The organism is Streptomyces cinereoruber, assembly GCF_009299385.1.
Lineage (GTDB): Bacteria > Actinomycetota > Actinomycetes > Streptomycetales > Streptomycetaceae > Streptomyces > Streptomyces bikiniensis.
Genome location: NZ_CP023693.1, coordinates 2,148,294 through 2,169,665, shown reverse-complemented (window position 1 = coordinate 2,169,665; position 21,372 = coordinate 2,148,294). Strand labels below are relative to the sequence as shown.

General features: G+C 73.5%; 20 protein-coding genes and 1 riboswitch. Of the genes, 10 read left to right on the top strand and 10 right to left on the bottom strand.

The window, feature by feature from the left end:
- Positions 1-6 precede the first annotated feature (6 nt).
- Positions 7-654: a response regulator gene (locus tag CP977_RS09555; protein WP_062757137.1), complete on the top strand. Its 648-nt coding sequence runs from the start codon at positions 7-9 to the stop codon at positions 652-654.
- 148 nt (positions 655-802) lie between these two features.
- Complete coding sequence (locus CP977_RS09550) at positions 803-1,801, top strand: 2-hydroxyacid dehydrogenase (RefSeq protein ID WP_062756438.1); 999 nt, start codon at positions 803-805, stop codon at positions 1,799-1,801.
- 33 nt (positions 1,802-1,834) lie between these two features.
- On the opposite strand, the gene CP977_RS09545 is transcribed toward CP977_RS09550, so the two are convergent.
- The 3 genes from CP977_RS09545 to CP977_RS09535 form a co-directional block, all read right to left on the bottom strand.
- Complete coding sequence (locus tag CP977_RS09545; RefSeq protein WP_062756440.1) at positions 1,835-3,703, bottom strand: anthranilate synthase family protein; 1,869 nt, start codon at positions 3,701-3,703, stop codon at positions 1,835-1,837.
- A gap of 101 nt (positions 3,704-3,804) precedes the next feature.
- On the bottom strand, positions 3,805-3,861 hold the full coding sequence (locus CP977_RS35495) for a trp operon leader peptide (protein ID WP_353796211.1): 57 nt from the start codon (positions 3,859-3,861) through the stop codon (positions 3,805-3,807).
- A gap of 92 nt (positions 3,862-3,953) precedes the next feature.
- Positions 3,954-6,737, bottom strand: coding sequence for an N-acetylmuramoyl-L-alanine amidase (locus CP977_RS09535; protein WP_062757138.1), 2,784 nt, complete (start codon positions 6,735-6,737; stop codon positions 3,954-3,956).
- Between the two features lie 179 nt (positions 6,738-6,916).
- On the opposite strand from CP977_RS09535, the gene CP977_RS09530 reads away from it, so the two are divergent.
- On the top strand, positions 6,917-8,269 hold the full coding sequence (locus CP977_RS09530) for a class II 3-deoxy-7-phosphoheptulonate synthase (protein ID WP_062756442.1): 1,353 nt from the start codon (positions 6,917-6,919) through the stop codon (positions 8,267-8,269).
- A 122-nt stretch (positions 8,270-8,391) separates the two neighbouring features.
- Entirely contained in the window at positions 8,392-8,652 is a 261-nt protein-coding gene (locus tag CP977_RS09525; protein ID WP_062756444.1) for a (2Fe-2S)-binding protein, read from the top strand.
- Positions 8,653-8,679: 27 nt separating this feature from the next.
- Here the strand turns inward: CP977_RS09525 and bfr are convergent, their stop codons facing one another.
- On the bottom strand, positions 8,680-9,156 hold the full coding sequence (gene bfr / locus CP977_RS09520) for a bacterioferritin (protein WP_062756446.1): 477 nt from the start codon (positions 9,154-9,156) through the stop codon (positions 8,680-8,682).
- 184 nt (positions 9,157-9,340) lie between these two features.
- Here bfr and CP977_RS09515 point away from each other — a divergent pair, with 184 nt between their 5' ends.
- Complete coding sequence (locus CP977_RS09515) at positions 9,341-9,997, top strand: sulfite oxidase-like oxidoreductase (RefSeq protein ID WP_062756448.1); 657 nt, start codon at positions 9,341-9,343, stop codon at positions 9,995-9,997.
- A 24-nt stretch (positions 9,998-10,021) separates the two neighbouring features.
- Here the strand turns inward: CP977_RS09515 and CP977_RS09510 are convergent, their stop codons facing one another.
- The 5 genes from CP977_RS09510 to thiO form a co-directional block, all read right to left on the bottom strand.
- Positions 10,022-10,873 carry a deoxyribonuclease IV gene (locus CP977_RS09510; RefSeq protein ID WP_062756450.1) on the bottom strand — a complete coding sequence of 284 codons (852 nt, stop codon included), beginning with the start codon at positions 10,871-10,873 and terminating at the stop codon, positions 10,022-10,024.
- A 6-nt stretch (positions 10,874-10,879) separates the two neighbouring features.
- Positions 10,880-12,826, bottom strand: coding sequence for a Stk1 family PASTA domain-containing Ser/Thr kinase (gene pknB, locus CP977_RS09505; protein ID WP_183953175.1), 1,947 nt, complete (start codon positions 12,824-12,826; stop codon positions 10,880-10,882).
- 104 nt (positions 12,827-12,930) lie between these two features.
- The gene (locus CP977_RS09500; protein ID WP_030205605.1) at positions 12,931-13,725 is read right to left on the bottom strand and encodes a thiazole synthase; all 795 of its coding nucleotides are present in this window, start codon (positions 13,723-13,725) and stop codon (positions 12,931-12,933) included.
- Positions 13,726-13,730: 5 nt separating this feature from the next.
- The gene (gene thiS, locus CP977_RS09495; protein WP_079131239.1) at positions 13,731-13,970 is read right to left on the bottom strand and encodes a sulfur carrier protein ThiS; all 240 of its coding nucleotides are present in this window, start codon (positions 13,968-13,970) and stop codon (positions 13,731-13,733) included.
- Positions 13,967-15,166 (bottom strand): glycine oxidase ThiO, encoded by a 1,200-nt coding sequence (thiO, locus tag CP977_RS09490; protein WP_152369912.1) that lies wholly within the window; start codon positions 15,164-15,166, stop codon positions 13,967-13,969. The genes thiS and thiO overlap by 4 nt, the downstream gene beginning before the upstream one ends.
- Positions 15,164-15,276: riboswitch (TPP riboswitch) on the bottom strand. (Overlaps the previous gene by 3 nt.)
- A 93-nt stretch (positions 15,277-15,369) precedes the next feature.
- Here thiO and CP977_RS09485 point away from each other — a divergent pair.
- The 5 genes from CP977_RS09485 (at position 15,370) to CP977_RS09465 (ending at position 19,915) form a co-directional block, all read left to right on the top strand.
- Positions 15,370-16,602, top strand: coding sequence for an NAD(P)/FAD-dependent oxidoreductase (locus CP977_RS09485; RefSeq protein ID WP_152369911.1), 1,233 nt, complete (start codon positions 15,370-15,372; stop codon positions 16,600-16,602).
- 77 nt (positions 16,603-16,679) lie between these two features.
- Positions 16,680-17,045: an Rv2175c family DNA-binding protein gene (locus CP977_RS09480; protein ID WP_053640476.1), complete on the top strand. Its 366-nt coding sequence runs from the start codon at positions 16,680-16,682 to the stop codon at positions 17,043-17,045.
- A 253-nt stretch (positions 17,046-17,298) separates the two neighbouring features.
- A complete protein-coding gene (gene thiE, locus CP977_RS09475) occupies positions 17,299-17,952 on the top strand; it encodes a thiamine phosphate synthase (protein WP_152369910.1) in 654 nt (217 codons plus the stop codon).
- A 181-nt stretch (positions 17,953-18,133) separates the two neighbouring features.
- On the top strand, positions 18,134-19,051 hold the full coding sequence (metF, locus tag CP977_RS09470; protein WP_062756456.1) for a methylenetetrahydrofolate reductase [NAD(P)H]: 918 nt from the start codon (positions 18,134-18,136) through the stop codon (positions 19,049-19,051).
- Positions 19,052-19,105: 54 nt separating this feature from the next.
- Positions 19,106-19,915, top strand: coding sequence for a hypothetical protein (locus CP977_RS09465; RefSeq protein ID WP_152369909.1), 810 nt, complete (start codon positions 19,106-19,108; stop codon positions 19,913-19,915).
- Between the two features lie 22 nt (positions 19,916-19,937).
- Here the strand turns inward: CP977_RS09465 and CP977_RS09460 are convergent, their stop codons facing one another.
- Positions 19,938-21,371, bottom strand: coding sequence for a phytoene desaturase family protein (locus CP977_RS09460; protein ID WP_183953173.1), 1,434 nt, complete (start codon positions 21,369-21,371; stop codon positions 19,938-19,940).
- Position 21,372 lies beyond the last annotated feature (1 nt).

The window sequence follows — 21,372 nt, the reverse complement described above, 5'->3', positions numbered from 1 at the left end:
AGAGTGATGGTCGTGGACGACCACCCGATGTGGCGGGACGCGGTCGCCCGCGACCTCGCCGAGGCGGGCTTCGACGTGGTCGCCACCGCGGGCGACGGCGAGCAGGCCGTGCGGCGCGCGGCGGCGGCCGCCCCCGACGTCCTCGTCCTGGACCTGAACCTGCCGGTCAAGCCCGGCGTCCAGGTCTGCAAGGAGCTGGTCGGCGCCCGGCCGGAGCTGAGGGTCCTCGTCCTCTCGGCGAGCGGCGAGCACGCCGACGTCCTGGAGGCGGTCAAGTCCGGCGCCACCGGCTACCTCCTCAAGTCCGCCAGTACGGAGGAGCTGATCGACGCGGTGCGGCGCACGGCGGCCGGCGACCCCGTCTTCACCCCCGGCCTGGCCGGGCTGGTCCTCGGCGAGTACCGCCGGCTGGCCTCCGAGCCCGCCCCGGCCGCCGGCGGCGACGAGCCGAAGGCCCCCCAGCTGACCGACCGCGAGACCGAGGTCCTGCGGCTCGTCGCCAAGGGCCTCAGCTACAAACAGATCGCCGAGCGTCTGGTCATCTCGCACCGCACGGTGCAGAACCACGTGCAGAACACCCTCGGCAAGCTCCAGCTGCACAACCGGGTGGAGCTCGTCCGGTACGCCATCGAGCGCGGCCTCGACGACGCGTAGGTCCGTCCGACGGATCATGGCCGGGGCCGCGACGCCCGGCACGGCACCTGGCCCCGTCCGACGGGCGGGGACGGGCCGGGGGCCGTATATTCGCGCTGGCAGGACACAGGCGCCGGCATCCGGCCCGTCACCGCACCGAGGGGCATGCGTGGAAATCCTGGCATTCGGCGTGCAGGCGGACGAGCGGCCCCTCATCGAGCGGGCCTTCGAGGGACACCACGACGTGCACTGCCTGGACGTCTTCCTCACCGAGGACACCGCCCGCATCGCGGCCGGCTACGAGATCGTCTCCACCAGCGTCAACGCCGTCCTGGACCACCGCGTCCTGCAGACCCTCGCCGCCGGCGGCACCCAGATGATCGCCCAGCGCTCCACGGGCTTCAACAACATCGACCTGGAGGTCGCCGAGCGACTGGGCCTCACCGTCGCCCGGGTGTCGTACTACTCGCCGTACTCGGTCGCGGAGTTCGCCTGGACCCTCGCCATGGCCGTCAACCGCCGGATCGTCCGCGCGTCCAACCGGACCCGCGACTTCGACTTCCGGCTCGACGGACTGATGGGCCGCGACCTGCGGGGGCGGACCGTCGGCGTCCTCGGCACCGGCAAGATCGGCGAGGCCTTCACCCGGATCGCCCACGGCTTCGGCATGAAGCTCCTCGGCTGGGACGTCGCCGAGAACCCGGCCTGCGTGGACCTCGGCATGCGGTACGTGGAGAAGGAGCGGCTCTTCGCGGAGTCGGACCTGATCAGCCTCCACGTGCCGCTGCTCCCCGCCACCCGGCACGTGGTCGACGCCGCCGCCCTGAAGGCGATGAGGGACGACGCCATCCTGGTGAACTCCAGCCGCGGCGGACTCGTGGACACCGAGGCCCTGGTCGCCGAGCTGCGCGCCGGCCGCTTCACCGGCGTCGGCCTGGACGTGTACGAGGCGGAGGCCGGGCTGTTCTTCCTCGACAAGTCCCTGGAGGTGGTCGAGGACGACACCCTGGCCCGCCTGGTCACCTTCCCGAACGTGGTGGTCACCTCCCACCAGGCGTACTACACGGCGGACGCCGTCGGCCAGATCGTGGACACCACCCTCCGCAACGTCCTCGACCACATCGCGGGCCGGCGCAGCGAGAACGTCCTGGTCCCCAGGGCCGGATGACCCGGCGGCCCGGTCCCGGGGACCCCCGGCCCCTCAGACCAGCACGCCCGCGAGGAGCGAGGCCGTCAGGGCCGCGCCCTCCGTCGTCAGGACCGACTCCGGGTGGAACTGCACGCCGGCGAAGCCGGGCCCGCGCAGCGCGTGCACCTCGCCCGTCGCCGGGTCGCGGCTGACCTCGATCCGGTGCAGCGCCAGCTCCTCGGCGGCCCGGTCGTCGCAGCGGGCGGTGAAGCTGTTGTAGAAGCCGACCGTCCGCTCCTGTCCGAAGAGGTCGACCCGCACCTGGGCGCCCTGGAACGGCACCCGCTTGCGGACGATCTCCAGGCCCAGCTCGGCGGCGATCAGTTCATGTCCGAGGCACACCCCCAGCAGGCCGTGCCGGTGGTCGCGGACCAGGTCGGCGGTCAGAGCGCGCAGGAACCGCATCTTCGGGTCGGCCGCGTCCGAGGGGTCGCCGGGCCCGGGGCCGAGGACGACCGGCCCCTCGTGCGCGAGCGCCAGCTCCCGCAGCCCCGGCTCGTCGTACCGCAGCACCGACACCTCAAGACCCGAGGAGCGCAGCACGTGCGCCAGCATCGCCGTGAAGGTGTCCTCGGCGTCCACCACGAGCGCGTGCCCCGACAGCTCGGCCGAGCGGACCTGCATCTTCAGCCAGAACGGGGCGAGGTCCGCCCGGCGCGCGTCGAGCGCGGCCCGCACCCGGGGGTCGTCGGCCAGCCGGGGCGCGGCGGGCGCCCCCGTCGCCGGCCGGCCCTCCCGCACCCCGAGCGCGGTGAGGATCCCGGCCGCCTTGGCGTGGGTCTCGGCCACCTCGCCCGCCGGGTCCGAATGCCGCACGAGGGTCGCGCCGACCGGGACCCGCAGCCGCCCGTCGGCGGCGATGTCGGCCGTACGGATCAGGATGGGGGAGTCCAGCGTCTGCGCGCCGGTCCCGTCCGTGCCGAGCAGGGCGAGGGCCCCCGCGTAGTAGCCCCGGCCCCCGGCCTCGTGGCGCTCGATCACCCGGCAGGCGTTCTGCACCGGCGACCCGGTCACGGTCGCCGCGAACATCGTCTCCCGCAGCACCTCCCGCACGTCCAGCGAGGACCGGCCGCGCAGCTCGTACTCGGTGTGCGCGAGGTGCGCCATCTCCTTCAGGCGCGGGCCGATCACCACCCCGCCCCGGTCGCCCACCGTGCACATCATCTTCAGCTCCTCGTCCACCACCATGGACAGCTCCTCGGTCTCCTTGCGGTCGCCGAGGAAGGCGAGCAGGTCCTCCGGGGTGGGGGCGGCGCCGGCCGGGTAGCGGTACGTGCCGCTGATCGGGTTCATCACGACCGTCCCGCCCGCCATCCGCACGTGCACCTCGGGGCTCGCCCCGACCAGCGTCCGCTCCCCGGTGTGCACGACGAAGGTCCAGTACGCGCCCCGCTCGCCCGCCAGCAGCCGCCGGAACAGGGCGAGCGCGTCGGCGCGCCCGAAGCCCGGGACCTCCCCGGTGTAGGTGCGCCGGATGACGAAGTTCGCGCCCTCGCCGGAGCCGATCTCCTCGTCGATCACCCGCCGCACGGTCTGCGCGTACTCCTCGTCGGAGACGTCGAATCCGCCCCCTTCGACCCGCACGTCGTGTGCCGGGAGCCGCTCCAGGGCCTCGGCGAGCGGCAGCTCGTACGCCTCGTCGGCGACGAGCACGGAGAGCGGGGTGCCGTCGTCGCGCACGTCGAAGCCGCGCTCCCGGATCTGCCGGAAGGGCACGAGCGCGAGCGTCGGCAGCGGGCCCACCGGCAGCTCCGCGAGGCGCTCGGCCTCGTGGACCCGGCCGATCAGCACCTCGACGGTGTCGTGGTCGCGGCCCGGGGTGCGCCTGCGCAGCAGGGCGAAGGGAGGGCAGGAGTCGTCGAGCAGACGGGAGAGGTCCATGGGGTCCGTCGTTCCTTCCGGTGGTGTGCGGAGAGGAACGGCCCCGGGTACGGGAAAGGCCGCCCCTCGGGCGGCCTTCGCGTGTGTCGGTGTACGCGCAGTCAGTGGGCCGCCGGAAGAGCGGTCCACCACCAGTTCTGGTTCAGCGGCGCGTACATGCGAGCACTGTAACCCAGCCGGAGACGGGAACGGGGCCCGTCCCGCACCGTGGACGGTGAGGAACGGGCCCCGGAGCGGCCCCGCGGTCCGGTCAGAAGACCGTGTTGTAGATCTGCCAGCCGCTGGCGACCTTGACGCGCGCGGTGTACGGAGCGGTGGCGCTGCCGGTGCCCCGGTAGAGCCACAGGTCGCCGGCGGCGTCGCGCCCGATGAAGTCGACCTTGCCGTCCCCGGTCAGGTCGCTCGGCCCGACGATGCTGTTGTAGACCTGCCAGCCGGTGCCGACCTTGACGCGCGTGCCGTACGGGGCGGTGGCGCTGCCGGTGCCCCGGTACAGCCACAGCGCGCCGGAGGTGTCGCGGCCGATGAAGTCGGCCTTGCCGTCACCGCTGAGGTCGCCGGTGCTGACGATGCTGTTGTAGATCTGCCAGCCGGTGCCGATCTGCACCCGGCGTTCGAACGGCACGGCCGGGGTGCCGGTGCCCTTGTAGAGCCACAGGACGCCCGACTTCTCGCGGGCGAGCAGGTCCGGCTTGCCGTCCCCGGTCAGGTCGCGGATGCCGACGACGGTGTCGTAGATCTGCCAGCCGCCGCCGACCCGCAGCCGGCCCTTGAACGGCGCCGACGGGTTGCCGCTGCCCTGGTAGTACCAGAGCGTGCCGCCGGGCTCCCGGGCCACGGCGTCCCCGGTGCCGTCGGCGCGGAGGGCCGTCATGGGGGTGACCACGTCGTAGACCTGCCAGCTGCTCCCGGCCCGGTAGCGCGCCAGGAACGGGGCGGTGGCGCTGCCGGTGCCCTGGTACTGCCAGAGGCCGCCCGAGGTGTCCCGGGCGATCACGTTGTAGCGGTTGTCCGTGCGGACGGGCGCGGCGCCGGCGGCCTCCGTGACCTCGCTCTGCTTCACCCAGACGACCTTGTGGTGGAAGCGGATCGGCACGAACATCGTGGAGCCGACGACGTTCTTCTGGGCCGAGCCGAACCAGTCGTCGCCCGCGACGGCGGGGCCGGCCTTGACGTAGGCCTGGCCGGCGGCGAACGAGAACTTCGACAGGGGGGCGTTCTCGTCGCCCGGCGCCTCCAGGTTCGCCGCGGTGTAGGCGGCGGTCTCGGGGAAGGAGCGGCCGAAGACCTTGACGGAGGAGAGGTCCGACCGGATCTTCACGGTCGTGGCGCCGGACACCGGGACGGTGTACTGGCCGCCGGGGTTCTGGAACCAGGCCTTCTTGCCCGCGTACCAGATCGCCGTCCAGTCGTTCTGCGCCTCGGCCACCACGTAGAGGCCGCCGGCGCGCACCTTGTTGCCGTAGTTGGAGCCCTCGGTCCACAGGGAGCTGAAGTACGGGTCGGTCAGCGTCGCCGAGCCCGTCGAGGGGGAGGTGTAGAGGTAGCCGAAGTTGGACGGGCGCGCCGGGACGGCATTCCCGCCGGTGCTGAGCTTCGGCTGGTTCGCCGTGGTGAACGGCGGCACCACCCGGACCACCTGGCCGGCCCGGAGCAGGCCGCCCGCGCCCTTGTCGCCCTGCGGGGCGCCCAGGAGCGACATGTAGTAGTTCCAGTCCCAGTACGGGCCCGCGTCCCAGTGGAGGCTGCTGAGGCGGTTGTCCGTCTGGAGCGCCACCTCGTCGTGGCCGATGATGTGCTCGCGGTCGATCGGCACGCCGTACTTGGCCGCCAGGAACTTCACCAGCTCCGCGGAGGAACGGTACTGCGGCTCGGTGTACCAGCTCCCCTCCTTGATGGCGTAGCCCTCGTGCTCCACGCCGATGGAGTGCATGTTGTGCGTCCAGTTGCCCGCGTGCCACGCCAGCTGCTTGTTCTCCAGCATCTGGGTGACCTGGCCGTCCTGGGCCCGGATCAGGTAGTGGGCGCTGCCCGACCCCTTGGGGTTGGTGAGCGCGTCGAGCGAGCCCTGGTAGGGGCCCTCGGTGTCGTGGATGACGATCTGGCGGATGTCCACGCCCTGGTTCGGACGGTCGCCGAGGGTGTAGTTGCGCGCGCCGCCGGGGTCCGTGCGGACGGGCGTGAAGGTGCAGTTCAGGCCCGAGGGGCACTCGGGGGTCGGGGTCGTCGCCGTGCTCGCGAAGCTCGCCGCCAGCGGCACGTTCGCCGGCTTGACCGGCTCGACCGACGGGTCGGCCGGCAGGGCGACCGACTCGCCGTCGAGGGTGACCGCCCGCTCGCCCTTCTCGATGGACCGGAAGACGCGCTTCGCGAAGAGGTCGGCGCCCTTCTTCTCCGGCGACTGGCTGTAGCGCGCCACGGCCGGGTACCAGTCGCCCGGCTCGTCGGACAGCTCGGCGCCGGCCTGCTTCTGGTACTCGGCGAGCAGTGCCGCACCGGCCCGGATGGAGGCGCCCGTGTCGTTCTGGACGCTCTCGGTGGGGCTGTCGATCAGTTCGGCGGCCTCGTCCAGGGTGTGGAGCCGGGGGTCGTCGGTGTCGACGAGCGCCTTCTCCAGGATGCGCCGGACCTGCTCGCGGTCGAACTTCTTCTCGATCTCAGGCCGGCCGCTGCCGTTGAAGTGGTCGATCTGCTCGTCGGTGACCTTCTGCGCGACGTCCTCGGGCTCGACCTTCGTGAGCCCCATCACGTTGTACGCGCCGGTGGTGCTCGGCTCGCCGTCGTGCGACTCCCAGCGGGTCTGCTGGTACGACACCGCCATCAGCACGCTCTGCGGCACGTCGAACTCCCGTGCCGCGCTCGCGAACTGCTCCTGGAGCGAGGCGTCCCGGCCCGGCCCGTCGTCGCCCGCCGAGCCCAGGAGGTTCGGAGAGGCGACCGCCAGGGTGCCGATCGCGGCCGTGGCGGCCACCGCGGCCACCGCTCCATAGAGGAGACGTTTCTTCTTCAAGTCCCTGCGGTGCCTCTGGCTCACGCCCACCCCTGTGTTCAACTGTGTTCGACCGTGTTGTCGTTCGACGGTGTTGTCGAGAAACGGGCCCGAGGGTAACACCACCGGTCGGCATGAAGATCAGCGACCGACATTCCGGGCAGTCGTCTCAGCCACTGGTCGGTGGGACAGGACCGGACGAAGAACCCCGTAATGTTGTCCGTGTGACCGTGAACGCTGATTCCCACGCCGTCGCCGAGGCGACCTGGCGAGACCTGCCCGCGGCGCAGCAGCCCGAGTACCCCGATGCCGAGGCTCTGCGCGATGTGATCGCGGACCTCGAGTCGTATCCTCCGCTCGTCTTCGCCGGCGAGTGCGACCAGCTGCGCGCCCGGATGGGAGCCGTCGCCCGTGGCGAGGCGTTCCTGCTCCAGGGCGGCGACTGCGCCGAGGCCTTCGACGCCGTGTCCGCCGACCACATCAGGGCCAAGCTCAAGACGCTGCTCCAGATGAGCGCCGTCCTCACCTACGCGGCCTCCGTGCCCGTGGTGAAGGTCGGCCGCATCGCCGGGCAGTACTCCAAGCCCCGCTCCAAGGGGACCGAGACCCGCGACGGCGTGACCCTGCCGACGTACCGCGGCGACTCCGTCAACGGCTTCGACTTCAACGAGGCCGCCCGCATCCCGGACCCCGAGCGCCTGAAGCGGATGTACAACGCCTCCGCCTCCACGCTCAACCTGGTGCGCGCCTTCACCACCGGCGGCTACGCCGACCTGCGCCAGGTGCACGCCTGGAACCAGGACTTCGTGAAGTCGTCCCCCTCGGGCCAGCGCTACGAGGCGCTCGCCCGCGAGATCGACAACGCCCTGAACTTCATGAAGGCCTGCGGCACCGACCCGGCCGAGTTCAAGGCCGTCGAGTTCTACGCCTCCCACGAGGCGCTGCTGCTCGACTACGAGGGCGCCCTGACCCGTACGGACTCGCGCACCGGCAAGCTGTACGACACCTCCGGCCACATGGTCTGGATCGGCGAGCGCACCCGCCAGCTCGACCACGCCCACATCGAGTTCGCCTCGCGGATCGCGAACCCGATCGGCATCAAGCTGGGCCCGACGACCACGTCGGAGGAGGCGCTCACCTACATCGACCGCCTCGACCCGGACCGCGAGCCGGGCCGGCTGACCTTCATCGTCCGCATGGGCGCCGACAAGGTCCGCGACAAGCTCCCCGAGCTGGTCGAGAAGGTCACCGCCTCCGGCGCGGTCGTCGCCTGGGTCACCGACCCCATGCACGGCAACACCTTCGAGGCCGCCTCCGGCCACAAGACGCGCCGCTTCGACGACGTCCTGGACGAGGTCAAGGGCTTCTTCGAGGTCCACAAGGAGCTGGGCACCCACCCCGGCGGCATCCACGTCGAGCTCACCGGCGACGACGTCACCGAGTGCGTGGGCGGCGGCGACGAGATCTTCGTCGACGACCTGCACCAGCGCTACGAGACGGCCTGCGACCCGCGCCTGAACCGCAGCCAGTCGCTCGACCTGGCGTTCCTGGTGGCGGAGATGTACCGCGATCAGTAAGTGGTTTCCTACGACGACGGGGCGCGGATCCTTGTGATCCGCGCCCCATCGTCGTTTTCAGGTCTTTCACGGCCCCGGCCCGCCGGGTAAGGTTAGGTTAGCCTAATCGATCTCGGCGGGAGGTGAACCGCGTGTACGTCTGCTCATGCTTCGGTGTCACGGAGAAGCAGGTCAAGGAGCACGCCGACGCGGGCGCCCACACGCCCCGCCAGATCGCCTCCGCCTGCAAGGCCGGAACGGACTGCGGTTCCTGCGTCCGTCGCATTCAGGCCATTCTCGGACGCGGCAACTGCCCCCGGCGCGAGCTGGTGGACCGGGGTGTTCCCGCCCTGGCGGCCGAGACCGCCGTCGCCCCCGTCACCGCGCTCGGGGAAGCCGCCTGACCCGGGCCGTCCGGTCCGGGGAGGGGCTCAGCTCGGCTGCTCGATGAGCGTCGAGATGTAGAGCGCCTCGCCCAGGGACTCGATCAGCTCCAGCTGCGTGTCCAGGTAGTCGATGTGGTGCTCCTCGTCCGCGAGGATCTCCTCGAAGAGGTTGGCGGACGTGATGTCCCCCTTGGCGCGCATGACCTCGATCCCGCGCTTGAGGCGGTCGATCGCCTCCACCTCGACCTGGCGGTCCGCCTGGAACATCTCGGTGACGGTCTGGCCGACCCGCACGTGGAAGAGCCGCTGGTAATTGGGCAGGCCGTCGAGCATCAGGATGCGCTCGGTCAGCTTGTCCGCGTGCTTCATCTCGTCGATGGACTCTTCACGGGTGTACTTGGCGAGCTTCGTCCACCCCTTGTTGTCCTGGATGCGGTAGTGCAGCCAGTACTGGTTGATGGCGGTGAGCTCGCCGGTCAGCTGCTCGTTGAGGAACTCGAGGACCTCGGGGTCGCCCTGCATCGCAGAGGCTCCTTCCACTTCCACGCTGTGTGTCTACGCCGTAACTGGGCAGGATGGCGGCATCCTCGCACCCCGAATGGGGGGCGTCCAGTAAGTGCAGGCTTAGTGTGAGTTGCCCCGATGAGGGCCGGCGGGGTCGTCGCCTGGTCATGACCACCCCTTGCGGTCTGTCACCATGGATGACATGGGTCAGCCGGAGAGCGGAGCACACCGGGAAGCGGATCGGCCGGATCGTTCGCCGGGCCTTCCGGCGGATCTGCCGCCGGGACAGCGGATCCAGCGCGGCTGGCCGGTCACCCACTACGGGCCCGTCCCCAAGTTCAAGCCGGACCGCTGGGAGTTCCGCGTCTTCGGCGCGACGGCCGACGGCGACAAGCGCTGCTGGAACCACGAGGAGTTCTCGGCCCTCCCGTTCGCCACGGTCACGGCCGATCTGCACTGCGTCACGAAGTTCAGCATGCTCGGGGCCGAATGGGGCGGCGTCCCCGCCCGCACGGTCCTGGAGCTCGCCCCGCCCGCGCCCCAGGTCACCCATGTGATGGTCTGGGCCGAGTACGGCTACAGCGCCAACATGCGGCTCGCCGACTTCGCCTCCGACGGCACGATCTTCGCCACCCACAAGGACGGGGAGCTGCTCACCGCCGAGCACGGCTTCCCGCTGCGGCTCGTCGTCCCCCACCTGTACGCCTGGAAGGGCCCGAAGTGGGTCCGGGGCGTGGAGTACATGGCCGCCGACCGGCGCGGCTTCTGGGAGGAGCGGGGCTACCACAACCTCGGCGACCCGTGGCGGGAGCAGCGCTACTCGTACCAGGAGGAGCCGGGGGACGGCCCCGAGCTCTGACCCCGCCGGCCCCCGGGGGCGTTTCTAGGGGCGCAGCTTCTTCAGCAGGTCCACGTCCGCCCGGTGCCCCTCCTTGCCGCCGGGCGTCTCGATGACCAGCGGCACCCCCTCCGTCGCCGGATGGCGCAGCAGCTCCCGGAAGGCGTCCTCACCGATGTGGCCGGCGCCGATGTTCGCGTGCCGGTCCTTGTGGGCGCCCACGACGTCCTTGGAGTCGTTGGCGTGGATCAGTTTCAGCCGCCCCTCGCCGACGGTCTCCACGAGCAGGTCGAGGGTCCGCGCCGCCCCGGTCGGGCCCGTCAGGTCGTGCCCGGCGGCGAACACGTGACACGTGTCCAGGCAGACGCCCAGCTTGGGGTGGCGGTCGAGGACGTCGAAGTACGGGCCGAAGTCCCAGGTCCGCGAGCAGAGCGAGGAGCCCTGTCCGGCCGTCGACTCCAGGAGCAGGTCCGGGTCGTCCGGGTGCGTCAGCTCGTCGAGCAGCGGCAGCAGCCGCTCCCGCACCTGGGCGAGCGCCACCTCGCGCGGCCGGCCGCCGGTCGCCGAGCCGGTGTGCACCACCACGCCCTTCGCGCCGATCTCCCGGCCCCGGCGCAGCGAGTGCCGCAGCGACTCCACCGACCGCTCCGCGGTGGCCTCGGTGTGCGAGCCGAAGTTGATCAGGTACGGGGCGTGGACCCAGGCCGAGAGCGACGCCTCCGCGCACTCCGCCCGGAACCGCTCGTCCTGGGCCGGGTTGCCGACCGGGGTGGCCCAGCCGCGCGGATTGGCGACGAAGACCTGCACGGTCTCGGCGCCCAGCTCGCGGGCGTAGCCCAGGCCGACCGTGGCGAGACCGCCGGCCACGGGGACGTGGCCGCCGACGGGGTTGCGCATGGGTGTCTACAGTCCCTTGATCGTGAGGGTGATCACGGAGCCCTCGGGGGCGGTGGAGCCGCCCGCCACGGACTGGCCGGAGACCGTGTCGCCCAGGTACGGGAAGGTCTTCCTGAGCTTCACCTCGAAACCCGCCTCCTCCAGGGCCGCGCGCGCGTCCTCGGTCTTCTCGCCGGTCACGTCGGGGACCTCGATCAGGGCGGGGCCCTTGGAGACGGTGAGGGTGATGGTGTCGCCCTCGGCGGCGCGGCTGCCCTCCGCGAGGGACTGGGCGGCGACCGAACCGGCCTCCTCGGGGGAGTTGATCCGCTCGGGGGCGACCCGGACGGTGAGCCCGGCCTTCTGGAGCGCGGCCGTGGCGTCGGGGACGGTCTCGCCGGTGACGTCGGGGACGTCGATCGGGGAGCCCTTGCTGACGACCAGGGCGACCGCCGAGTCGGGGGCGCGCTCGGTGCCGGGCTCGGGGTCGGAGCCGATCACGGCCCCCCGGGCGACGGAGTCGCTGAACTCGCGGCTGACCACCCCCGCGACCAGGCCCTCCTTCTCCAGGGCCTGCTTCGCCTCCGCGAGCGGCCTGCCCCTGAGGTTGGGCACCTTCACGATCTGCGGGCCCCGGGAGAGGGTGAGGACGACCGTGCCGTTGTCCCGCAGGCGCTCGCCCGGAGCCGGATCGACGGCCATGACGGTGCCGCGCTCGTACACGTCGCTGAAGGCGCGCCTCGTCGTGCCGACCTCCAGCCCGGCGTCGGTGATCCGCTGCGTGGCGGCGGCCTCGGTCTGGCCGAGGACGGCCGGGACGCGGGTGAACTGGCCGGTGTTGATGTACCAGACCCCGGCGCCCAGGCCGAGGACGAGCAGGACGGCGGCGAGCACGAGCAGCGGGCCGCGCGGGGGCAGCCGCCGCCCGGTGGGTCCCGCGGGCGGCTCGGGCGCCGGCATCCGGCCGGTGTGCGCCACCTGCCGGACGTCGGCCTCCTCGGGCAGCGGGAGGTCGATCACGCTGGTGCGCTCCTCGGCCGGGACGGCGCGGGCGATCACGCTCGTCCGGTCGTCGGCGGTGTCCCGGGCCTCGGACCGCGCCTGCGGGGGTGCCGCGTCCAGCTGCCCGTCGGTGAGCGCGGCGCGGGCCTCCAGGACCAGGCCGAGGAGGGCGACGGCGTCGTGCGGCCGGGCCTCGGGGTCGCGGGCCGCGGCGGCCGCGACCAGGCCGTCGAGCTCCGGGGCCAGGCCCGGCACGACGGCCGAGGGCGCGGGCACGTCGGTGTTCAGGTGCCGGTAGAGCACCTGGGCGGGCGTGTCGCCCGCGTGCGGCTTGGCGCCGGTCAGCATCTCGTACAGGACGACGCCGCAGGCGTACACGTCGGCGCGGGTGTCGGCGGTGCCGTGCTCGATCTGCTCCGGCGCCAGGTACGAGACCGTGCCGAGGACCGAGCCGGTGGTGGCGGTCGCCGAGCCCACGGCCCGTACGAGACCGAAGTCCGCGACCTTCACCCGGCCGTCGTCCCCTATCAGGACGTTCTCCGGCTTCATGTCCCGGTGCACGAAACCGGCCCGGTGCGCGGCGCCCAGCGCGGCGAGCACCGGCTCCAGGATGTCGAGCGCGGCCCGGGGCGCCAGCGCGCCCCGCTCGCGCAGCACGTCGCGCAGGGTGCAGCCGGGCACGTACTCCATCGCCAGGTAGACGTACGCGCCCTCGGCGCCCTGGTCGAAGACGCCGACGACGTTGGGGTGGGCGAGCCGGGCCACCGACTTCGCCTCGCGGATGAACCGCTCGACGAAGGCGGCGTCCGTCGCCAGCTGCGGGTGCATCACCTTGAGCGCGAGGACGCGGTCGAGGCGGGTGTCGACGGCCCGGTAGACCGTGGCCATCCCGCCGACGGCGATGCGCGCGTCGACACGGTAGCGGCCGTCGAGCAGCCGCCCGACGAGGGGGTCCTGAAGGGTCGTGTCCACGGCGACGAGTCTACGAGCCGCGCACACGCGTCCGGTGCGCCCGCCCCGGACCGCAGCACACCTGTGACGAGCGCGACGCTGCCCGGAAGGCGGGCGCCCCGGGCTCAGAAGGCGGGGCGCTCCGGGTCCAGGTCCGCCCGGCCCTCCACCGGCGACGACGCCTCCGCGAAGTGGCGGCGCGGGATGCGGCCGGCCCGGTGGGCGAGCCGGCCCGCCTCGACCGCGTGCCGCATCGCCGAGGCCATCAGGACCGGTTCCTGCGCCCGGGTGACGGCCGACGCCAGCATCACCGCCGCGCACCCCAGCTCCATCGCGAGCGCCGCGTCCGACGCCGTCCCGGCCCCCGCGTCCAGGATCACCGGCACCCCGGCCCGCTCCGCGATCAGCTGGAAGTTGTGCGGGTTGCGGATGCCGAGCCCGGAGCCGATGGGGGAGCCCAGCGGCATGATCGCCGCGCACCCCACGTCCTCCAGCTTCCGGGCGAGGACCGGGTCGTCGTTGGTGTACGGCAGGACGGTGAAGCCGTCGTCGACCAGGGTCTCCGCCGCGTTCAGCAGCTCCTCGCCGTCCGGCAGCAGGGTCCGCTCGTCGGCGACGACCTCCAGCTTGATCCAGTCGGTGCCGAGCGCCTCCCGGGCGAGCCGGGCGGTCAGGACCGCCTCGCCGGCCGTGAAGCAGCCCGCCGTGTTGGGCAGGACCCGGATGCCGAGCCGGTCCAGGACGGAGAGGACCGAGCCCTGGACGGTCGGGTCCAGGCGCCGCATGGCGACCGTGGTCAGCTCCGTGCCGCTGGCGACCAGGGAGCGCTCCAGGACGTCGAGGCTGGGCGCCCCGCCGGTGCCCATGATCAGGCGGGAGGAGAACTCCGTACCGCCCAGGACGAACACGTCGTCGGACATCGCGCTCAGCCCCCCTGCACCGCGGTGAGGACCTCCACCCGGTCCCCGTCGCCGAGCAGCGTCGAGGCCCACTCGCCGCGCGGGACCACCGCCTCGTTGACGGCGGCGGCCACCCCGGAGGGGGCCGCGGTCAGGGTCGCGACGAGGGCGTCGAGGGAGACGGGGCCGGAGAGCGCGCGGGCCTCCCCGTTCACGGACACGGTCACGGTCGCGGTCACGTCGTTGGTGGGCGGGTTCGCGCTCATGCGGGCTGCTCCTGACGTACGGGAGGGGCGGGGGAGAAACGGCGGGGGGAGAAGGGGCGCGCCTCGTCGGGCAGGGCGCCCGTGGTGAGTGCCTCGGCCAGGGCGTCGCCGGTGACGGGGGTGAGCAGCACCCCGTTGCGGTAGTGGCCGGTGGCCAGGTGCAGGCCGGGCAGGGCGGTGGGGCCGAGCAGCGGCGCGTTGTCCGGGGAGCCGGGGCGCAGTCCGGCCAGGGTCTCGGTGAGCGGCAGCTCGGTGATCCCGGGCACCAGCTCGTGGGCGTCGCGCAGCAGCTCGTACACCCCGCCCGCCGTCACCGTGGTGTCCCAGCCCAGCTCCTCGCTGGTGGCGCCGACGACCAGCTCGCCGTTCTCGCGGGGCACCAGGTAGACGTGGCTGCCGCGGACGACGGCCCGGACGGTCCGGGAGAGGAAGGGGGCGTACGCGGGCGGCACCCGCAGGCGCAGGACCTGGCCCTTCACCGGGCGCACCGGCGGAAGCACCTCGTCCGGCACGCCCGCGAACCGCCCGCTCAGGCTGCCCGCCGCGAGCACGGTCTGTTCCGCCTCCAGCTCCTCGCCCCCGGCGAGGACCGCGCCGCGCGCCCGGTCGCCCGAGACCGTGAGCCGCTCCGCGAGCGTCCGGTGGAAGACCACCCCGGCCCGCTCGCAGGCGACGACGAGCGCGGCGGCGAGCCGGCGCGGGTCCACCTGGTGGTCGCCGTCGACCCGCAGGCCGCCGCGCACCCCCGGCGCCAGCATCGGCTCCAGACGGCGGCACTCGCGGCCGCTCAGCCACTCCGAGGCGAGCCCGCAGCGGGTCTGCAGGGCGTGCAGCTCGCGCAGGTGTGCCCGGTCGTCGGCGTCCAGGGCGACGGCGAGGGTGCCGCAGGCGCGGTGGCCGACGTCCAGGCCGGTGGCCTCCTCCAGCTCGGCGACGAAGGCCGGGTAGCGGGCGGCGGAGGCGAGGTTGAGCCCGAGCAGGGTCTCCTCGCCGTAGTGCAGCTCGGTGACGGCGGCGAGCATCCCGGCCGCGACCCGCGCGGCCCCGCCGCCCGGCTCGGGGTCGGCGACGGCGGTGCGCAGCCCGCGCAGCGCGGCCCGCCAGGCCGTGACCAGGCCGATGATCCCGCCCCCTACGACGAGGACGTCGTAGGCCTTCCGGGCATCGGGGGATCTCGGTGTGTCGGAAGAACGCATGGGCGTCCAGCCCCTCCCTTCGCCGGCATGACCCGGATCAGGTTCGTACGGTCGGAGGCCGGCCAGCCTCCCTCTCAGCCCGGTGCGTCCGGGCTCCCGCGAGTGCTTTACGCCCGCCAGACTAGCTTCCGCCCCGCGTCCGTCACGAGGGGGCCGCCGACCCCACCCCTCCTGACGGGCCGTCAGGTACGTAAGGTGGCGGTGTGAGCGAGCAGAAGCAGACCCGTGGGCAGCAGCAGGCCGGGCGGCGCGTCGTGGTCGTCGGCGCCGGGATGGCGGGCGTCCAGACCGCCGTCGCCCTGCGCGAGCAGGGCTTCACCGGTCCCGTGACCCTCATCGGGGCCGAGCCCCACCAGCCCTACGACCGGCCCCCGCTCTCCAAGGCGGTCCTCCTCGGAAAGGCCGAGGGCTCCGCCTTCGAGGTCGACTTCGAGGACCTGGACGTCGAACTCCGGCTCGGCGTGGACGTCGCCGGGCTGCGCGCCGCCGACCACGAGGTCGACACCGAGGCCGGGCCCGTCCCGTACGACACCCTGGTGATCGCCACCGGCGCCCACCCGGTCACCCTGCCCGGCTCCGAGGGCGTCCCCGGCGTCCACCTGCTCCGCACCCTCGACGACGCCGTGCGCCTCGGGCCCGTCCTGGAGCGCCGCCACGCCGTCGTGGTCGTCGGCGCCGGCTGGATCGGCGCCGAGTTCGCCACCGCCGCGCTCGGGGCCGGCTGCGCCGTCACCGTCGTCGAGGCCGCGGACCTCCCGCTCGCCGGCACCCTGCCTGCCGAGGTCGCCGCCCCCATGGCCGAGTGGTACGGGGCGAACGGCGCCGAACTCCTCACCCACGCGCGCGTGGACGCCGTCGAACCCGGCCTGGTCCGCCTCGCCGACGGCCGCACCCTGCCCGCCGAGGCCGTCGTCGTCGGCATCGGCGCCCGCCCCGCCACCGACTGGCTCGCCGGCTCCGGCATCGCCCTCGACCCGAGCGGCGCCGTCACCGCCGACGACCGGCTGCGCACCTCCCTGCCCGACGTGTACGCGGTCGGGGACTGCGCCTCCTTCCCCTCCGCCCGCTACGGCGAGCGCCTCCTCGTCCACCACTGGGACAACGCCCTCCAGGGCCCGCGCGCGGTCGCCGCCGCGATCACCGGCGCCGACACCGGTCCGTACGACCCCGTGCCGTACTTCTGGTCCGAGCAGTTCGGGCGCTTCGTCCAGTACGCGGGGCACCACGCGGGCGCGGACGAGCTGCTGTGGCGCGGCGACCCGGCGGCCGAGGCCTGGTCGGTGCTCTGGCTGCGCGCCGGGGTGCCGGTCGCCCTCCTCGCCGTAGGCCGCCCCCGCGACCTGGCCCAGGGCCGGAAGCTGATCGAGGCCGCCGTCCCGGTCGACCCGGCCCGCGCGGCGGACCCCTCCGTACCCCTGAAGGCGGCGGTCCGGTAGGGGGCGTTTCGTCCGATCGGCGTGACACCTCCCGGGCCCGACTACCGGCTGTCGGTCCGGGATGGCAGGCTTGTCACGTGACCGAGATTGACGCAAAGATCGATGCTCTCGTCCCCGCCTGGCTCTACCTGCCCGACATCGCGGAGATGCTCGATGTCGAGGTGACGCGCGTGCGGCAGCTGGTCAAGGAGGGCCAGCTCATCGCCGTGCGCCGCGGAGAGAACAACGCGCTCCAGGTGCCCGCCGCCTTCATCCAGGGCGACAAGGTCGTCAAGGGCCTCACCGGCACCCTGACCCTGCTGCGGGACGACGGCTTCACCGACGAGGAGATGCTGGAGTGGCTCTTCACTCCGGACGAGAGCCTGCCGGGCACGCCCGCGCAGGCGCTCGGCGAGAACCGCGGCACGGAGGTGAAGCGCCGCGCCCAGGCGCTCGCCGTCTGACCCGGCCGCCCGACGGCACGGACAGTGCCCGACGCGCGCTCGACGGTACGCACCGCCCGACGTGCGTTCGACGGTACGCACCGCCTGACGCGCGCTAGCGGTGCGCACCACCCGACGCGCACCACACCCGACGCGCGCCGCCCGGCGTCCGCCGTTCGGCGCACGCACCGAAACACCATCAGCGGGCGCCCCGGCGGCCGGTCCCCACGACCGGTCGCCGCGGCGCCGGCGACACCGACGGGGGGACCCACCCATGCCCACGCCTCGCGAACGGCTCGCCGACGCCCGGCTCTACCTGTGCACCGACGCCCGGAAGCGCCAGGGCGACCTGCCGGCCTTCCTCGACGCCGTGCTCTCCTCCGGCGTGGACGTCGTACAGCTCCGCGACAAGGGCATGGAGGCCGCCGAGGAGCTGGAGCACCTCGCCGTCCTCGCCGACGCCGCCCGCCGGCACGGCAAGCTCCTGGCCGTGAACGACCGGGCCGACGTCGCCCACGCCACCGGCTCCGACGTCCTCCACCTCGGCCAGGGCGACCTGCCCGTCCCCGCCGCCCGCGCGATCCTCGGCGACGACGTACTGATCGGCCGCTCCTGCCACGCCGAGAGCGAGGTGGCCGCGGCCGCCGCCGAACCGGGCGTCGACTACTTCTGCACCGGCCCCTGCTGGCCCACCCCCACCAAGCCCGGCCGGTACGCGCCCGGTCTCGACCTCGTGCGGTACGCGGCCGGTCTGGCCCAGGACCGCCCCTGGTTCGCCATCGGCGGCATCGACGGGACCAACCTCGACGAGGTCCTGGACGCGGGCGCGCGCCGGATCGTCGTCGTCCGGGCGATCACCGAGGCCGACGACCCGGCCGCCGCGACCGCCGCCCTCGCCAAGCGGGTCCGGGAGCGCGTCGAGGGCTGAGACACGCCCGGGCGGTACGCGGGCCGGGCCGGACGCGACCGGGACACGCCCGGCACCGGCCGGACCGGCACGGACCGGATCCGGACGCGCCCGGACCGGGCGGTCCGGAATGTGTCCGAAAAACTGTCCACGGTTCGGACAACCCGCACGCGGCCCGCCACGCCGCGTCTAACCTGCCGGTATGGCCCTTGGTACCGCTTCCGTCCGCTCGGACCGTGCCCGCACGGTCCGCGACATCCTCGCCTCCGGCGGCACGTCGTACTCCTTCGAGTTCTACGCGCCCCGGACCGAGAAGGGTGAGCAGAGCCTCTGGAGGGCCATGCGCCGGGTCGAGGCGGTCGGCCCCAGCTTCGTCTCCGTGACCTACGGCGCCGGCGGCACCACCCGGGGCGGCACCGTCAAGGCCACCCAGAAGATCGCCTCCGACAGCACCCTCACCCCCGTCGCGCACCTCACGGCCGTCGGCCAGTCCGTCGCCGAACTGCGCAACATCCTCGGCCAGTACGCCGACGCCGGCATCCGCAACATGCTCGCCCTCCGCGGCGACCCGCCGGGCGACCCGCTGGGCGAGTGGATCGAGCACCCGGAGGGCGTCCGGTACGCGGCCGACCTGGTCCGGCTGATCAAGGAGTCGGGCGACTTCTGCGTCGGCGTCGCCGCCTTCCCCGAGATGCACCCCCGGTCCACCGACTGGGACACGGACATCCGGCACTTCGTGGACAAGTGCCGCGCCGGCGCCGACTACGCCATCACCCAGATGTTCTTCGACCCGGAGAACTACCTGCGGCTGCGCGACAGCGTGGTCAAGGCGGGCTGCGAGACCCCGATCATCCCCGAGGTCATGCCCGTCGTGAACGTCAAGACCCTCGACCGGCTGCCCCAGCTGAGCAACGCCGCCTTCCCTGCGCGCGTGAAAGAGCGCATCCTCGCCGTCAAGGACGATCCCGCCGCTGTACGCTCCATCGGTATCGAGTTCGCGACGGAGTTCTGTGCGCGTCTGCTGTCCGAGGGCGTCCCCGGGCTGCACTTCATCACGCTCAACAGCTCCACCGCGACGCTCGAGATCTACGAGAATCTCGGACTGCACCAGCAGTCGTGACCGGTCGTACCCGCCCCGACCCGCGGCGGTGACCGTGGAGAGGGGCGGCGGGGCATGGGGTGGACGGTCCTCTACATCGCGTTCGGCGTGGTCGCGCTGTGGCTGCTGGGGGAGGTGCTCCTCCAGTACAAGGCGCGGCTGCGCTGGCGCGTGCTCGCCTTCTGCGGCTTCCTCTTCGTGGTCCTGGGCGTCCTGCTGCCCTCGGTCCCGGTGATCGTCGCCGGCGCGCTCGCCTTCGCCGTCGGCCAGACCTACGTGACGCTCTCGTTCCGCCGGGGCTTCTCCACCGGCTGGGCGATCGGCGGCAACCCGGGCGCCAGCCGCCGCCGCAGGTCCGGCGCGCCGGCCCAGGCCGGGCCCACCCTGGAGGTCACCGACCTCTCGTACGACGAGCCGGGCGCCGGCCACCACGGCCCCGGGGAGCACCCGGAGACGGCCGCCGAGAGCACGGCGGTCTACGAGCCGCTGCCGATGCCCGACGACACCGGCCAGTACGGGGTCTACGGCACCGACCACGACACCGCCCCCGCCGACGCCGGATACGACCCGGCGGCCTACGCCCCCTACGGGGCGGGACACGACCAGCAGGGGTACGAGCAGCCCGTCCACCAGCAGGGGTACGACTACGGGGCCGCCGGGCAGCAGCAGTACGCCGCCTACTCCGACCCGTACATCGGCCCGGGCACGGACGCCCAGCAGTACGGCTCGTACTACGGCGACCCCTACGCCCCCTCGTACACCTACGACACCCCGCCCGGCGGGGTCTGGGTCCCGCAGCAGCGCGACACCGAGCCGGACCCGGGGCAGCGGGCGCCGGGGCCGTACGGCCACGAGCCGCACCAGGACGAGCAGTACCGGTACTGAGGCCCGCGCGGCCCGCGGAAGGTCACTGCGAGCCGCGGAAGTCCGCGCCCTCCACGATCAGCCCCGCCACCAGCGCGCCCGACATGCCCGCGTGGGCGAGCCCGCCGCCCGGGTGGGACCAGCCGCCCGCGAAGTACAGGCCCGGCAGCGGCGAGCGGTTGGCGGCCGGGAGCAGCCGTCCGTCCGACCCGGCGAGCGCGGGCCCGGGCACCTCGGCGGCGCCGGTGTCACGCCGTACGTCCTCCGGGGTGCGGACGTGCCGCCACAGCAGCCGGTCCCGCAGGCCCGGCACCGCTTGTCCGGCGGCCTCGACCATCCGGTCGGCGAACGCCTCCCACTCCTGCCCCGGGGTCGTGCGGACGGTCGCCGTGACCGTCACCGACTCGTGGTCCGCGTCCGGCCGCAGCGCCGGGTCGTCCGGGCGCAGCACGGTCACCGTCGGACGGTCGCCCTCCGCGTGCACCACCGTGCGGTGGACCGCGTCCGCCTCCCGCGCGCCGCGCAGCGCCAGACAGACCGTCACCCGGCCGGTGCCGAGCACCTGGTGGCGGGGCCAGTCCTCGCCGCGCTCCCACTCCACCACCTGGTCGCGGTAGAGCGCCGGCACGGGGGCCCCGGAGACCACGTGGTCGGCCGCGACCTCCCCGCCCCCGTCCAGCCACACGCCGACCGCCCGGCCGTCCTTCTCCAGGACGTCCACCACCGGCGTGTCGAAGACGAACTCCACCCGCCGCTTCCGGCACCGCTCGTACACCGCGTCGGCCAGCGCCCGCAGGCCCCCGGCCACGTACCAGCTGCCGAAGGTCTGCTCCATGTACGGCAGGACGGCGGCCGAGGCCGGGGCGTCGGCCGGGTCGAAGCCGTACGCCCACGCGTACGCGTCGAGCAGGGCGGCGAGCCGGGGATCGCGCAGCTCCCGCGCCCCGACCTGGGCCAGCGTCCTCGTGGGGCGGCGCAGCAGGCCCGCCTTGGGGGCCGGGTACGGCTCGCGGGCGAGCGGCGCCGGGTCGGCCGGCTGCGGCTCCTCCAGGAGCGGCCGGCGGGTGCGGTCCCAGGCCTCGCGGGCCCGGGTCAGGAAGTCGCCCCAGCGCTCGCCCGCGCCCGCGCCGAGCGCCGCGTCCAGGGCGGCGACCGTGCCGGCCCGGGAGGCGTTCGGCAGGTCCACGCGCGTACCGTCGGCGAAGACGTGACGGGCCGCCGGGTCGACCTGCGTCAGCGCGACGCACTCCTCCAGGGGCTCCTTGCCGGTCTTCACGAACAGGTCCCGGTAGACGGCGGGCAGGTGCAGCAGCCCCGGGCCCGTGTCGAAGGCGAAGCCGTCCCGCGCGAACCGGCCCACCGCGCCGCCGTACGTCGCCCCCTGCTCGTACACCGTCACCCGGTGGCCCGCCACGGCCAGCCGGGCCGCCGCCGCCATGGCGCCGAGTCCCGCGCCGATCACCACAATCCGTGCCATG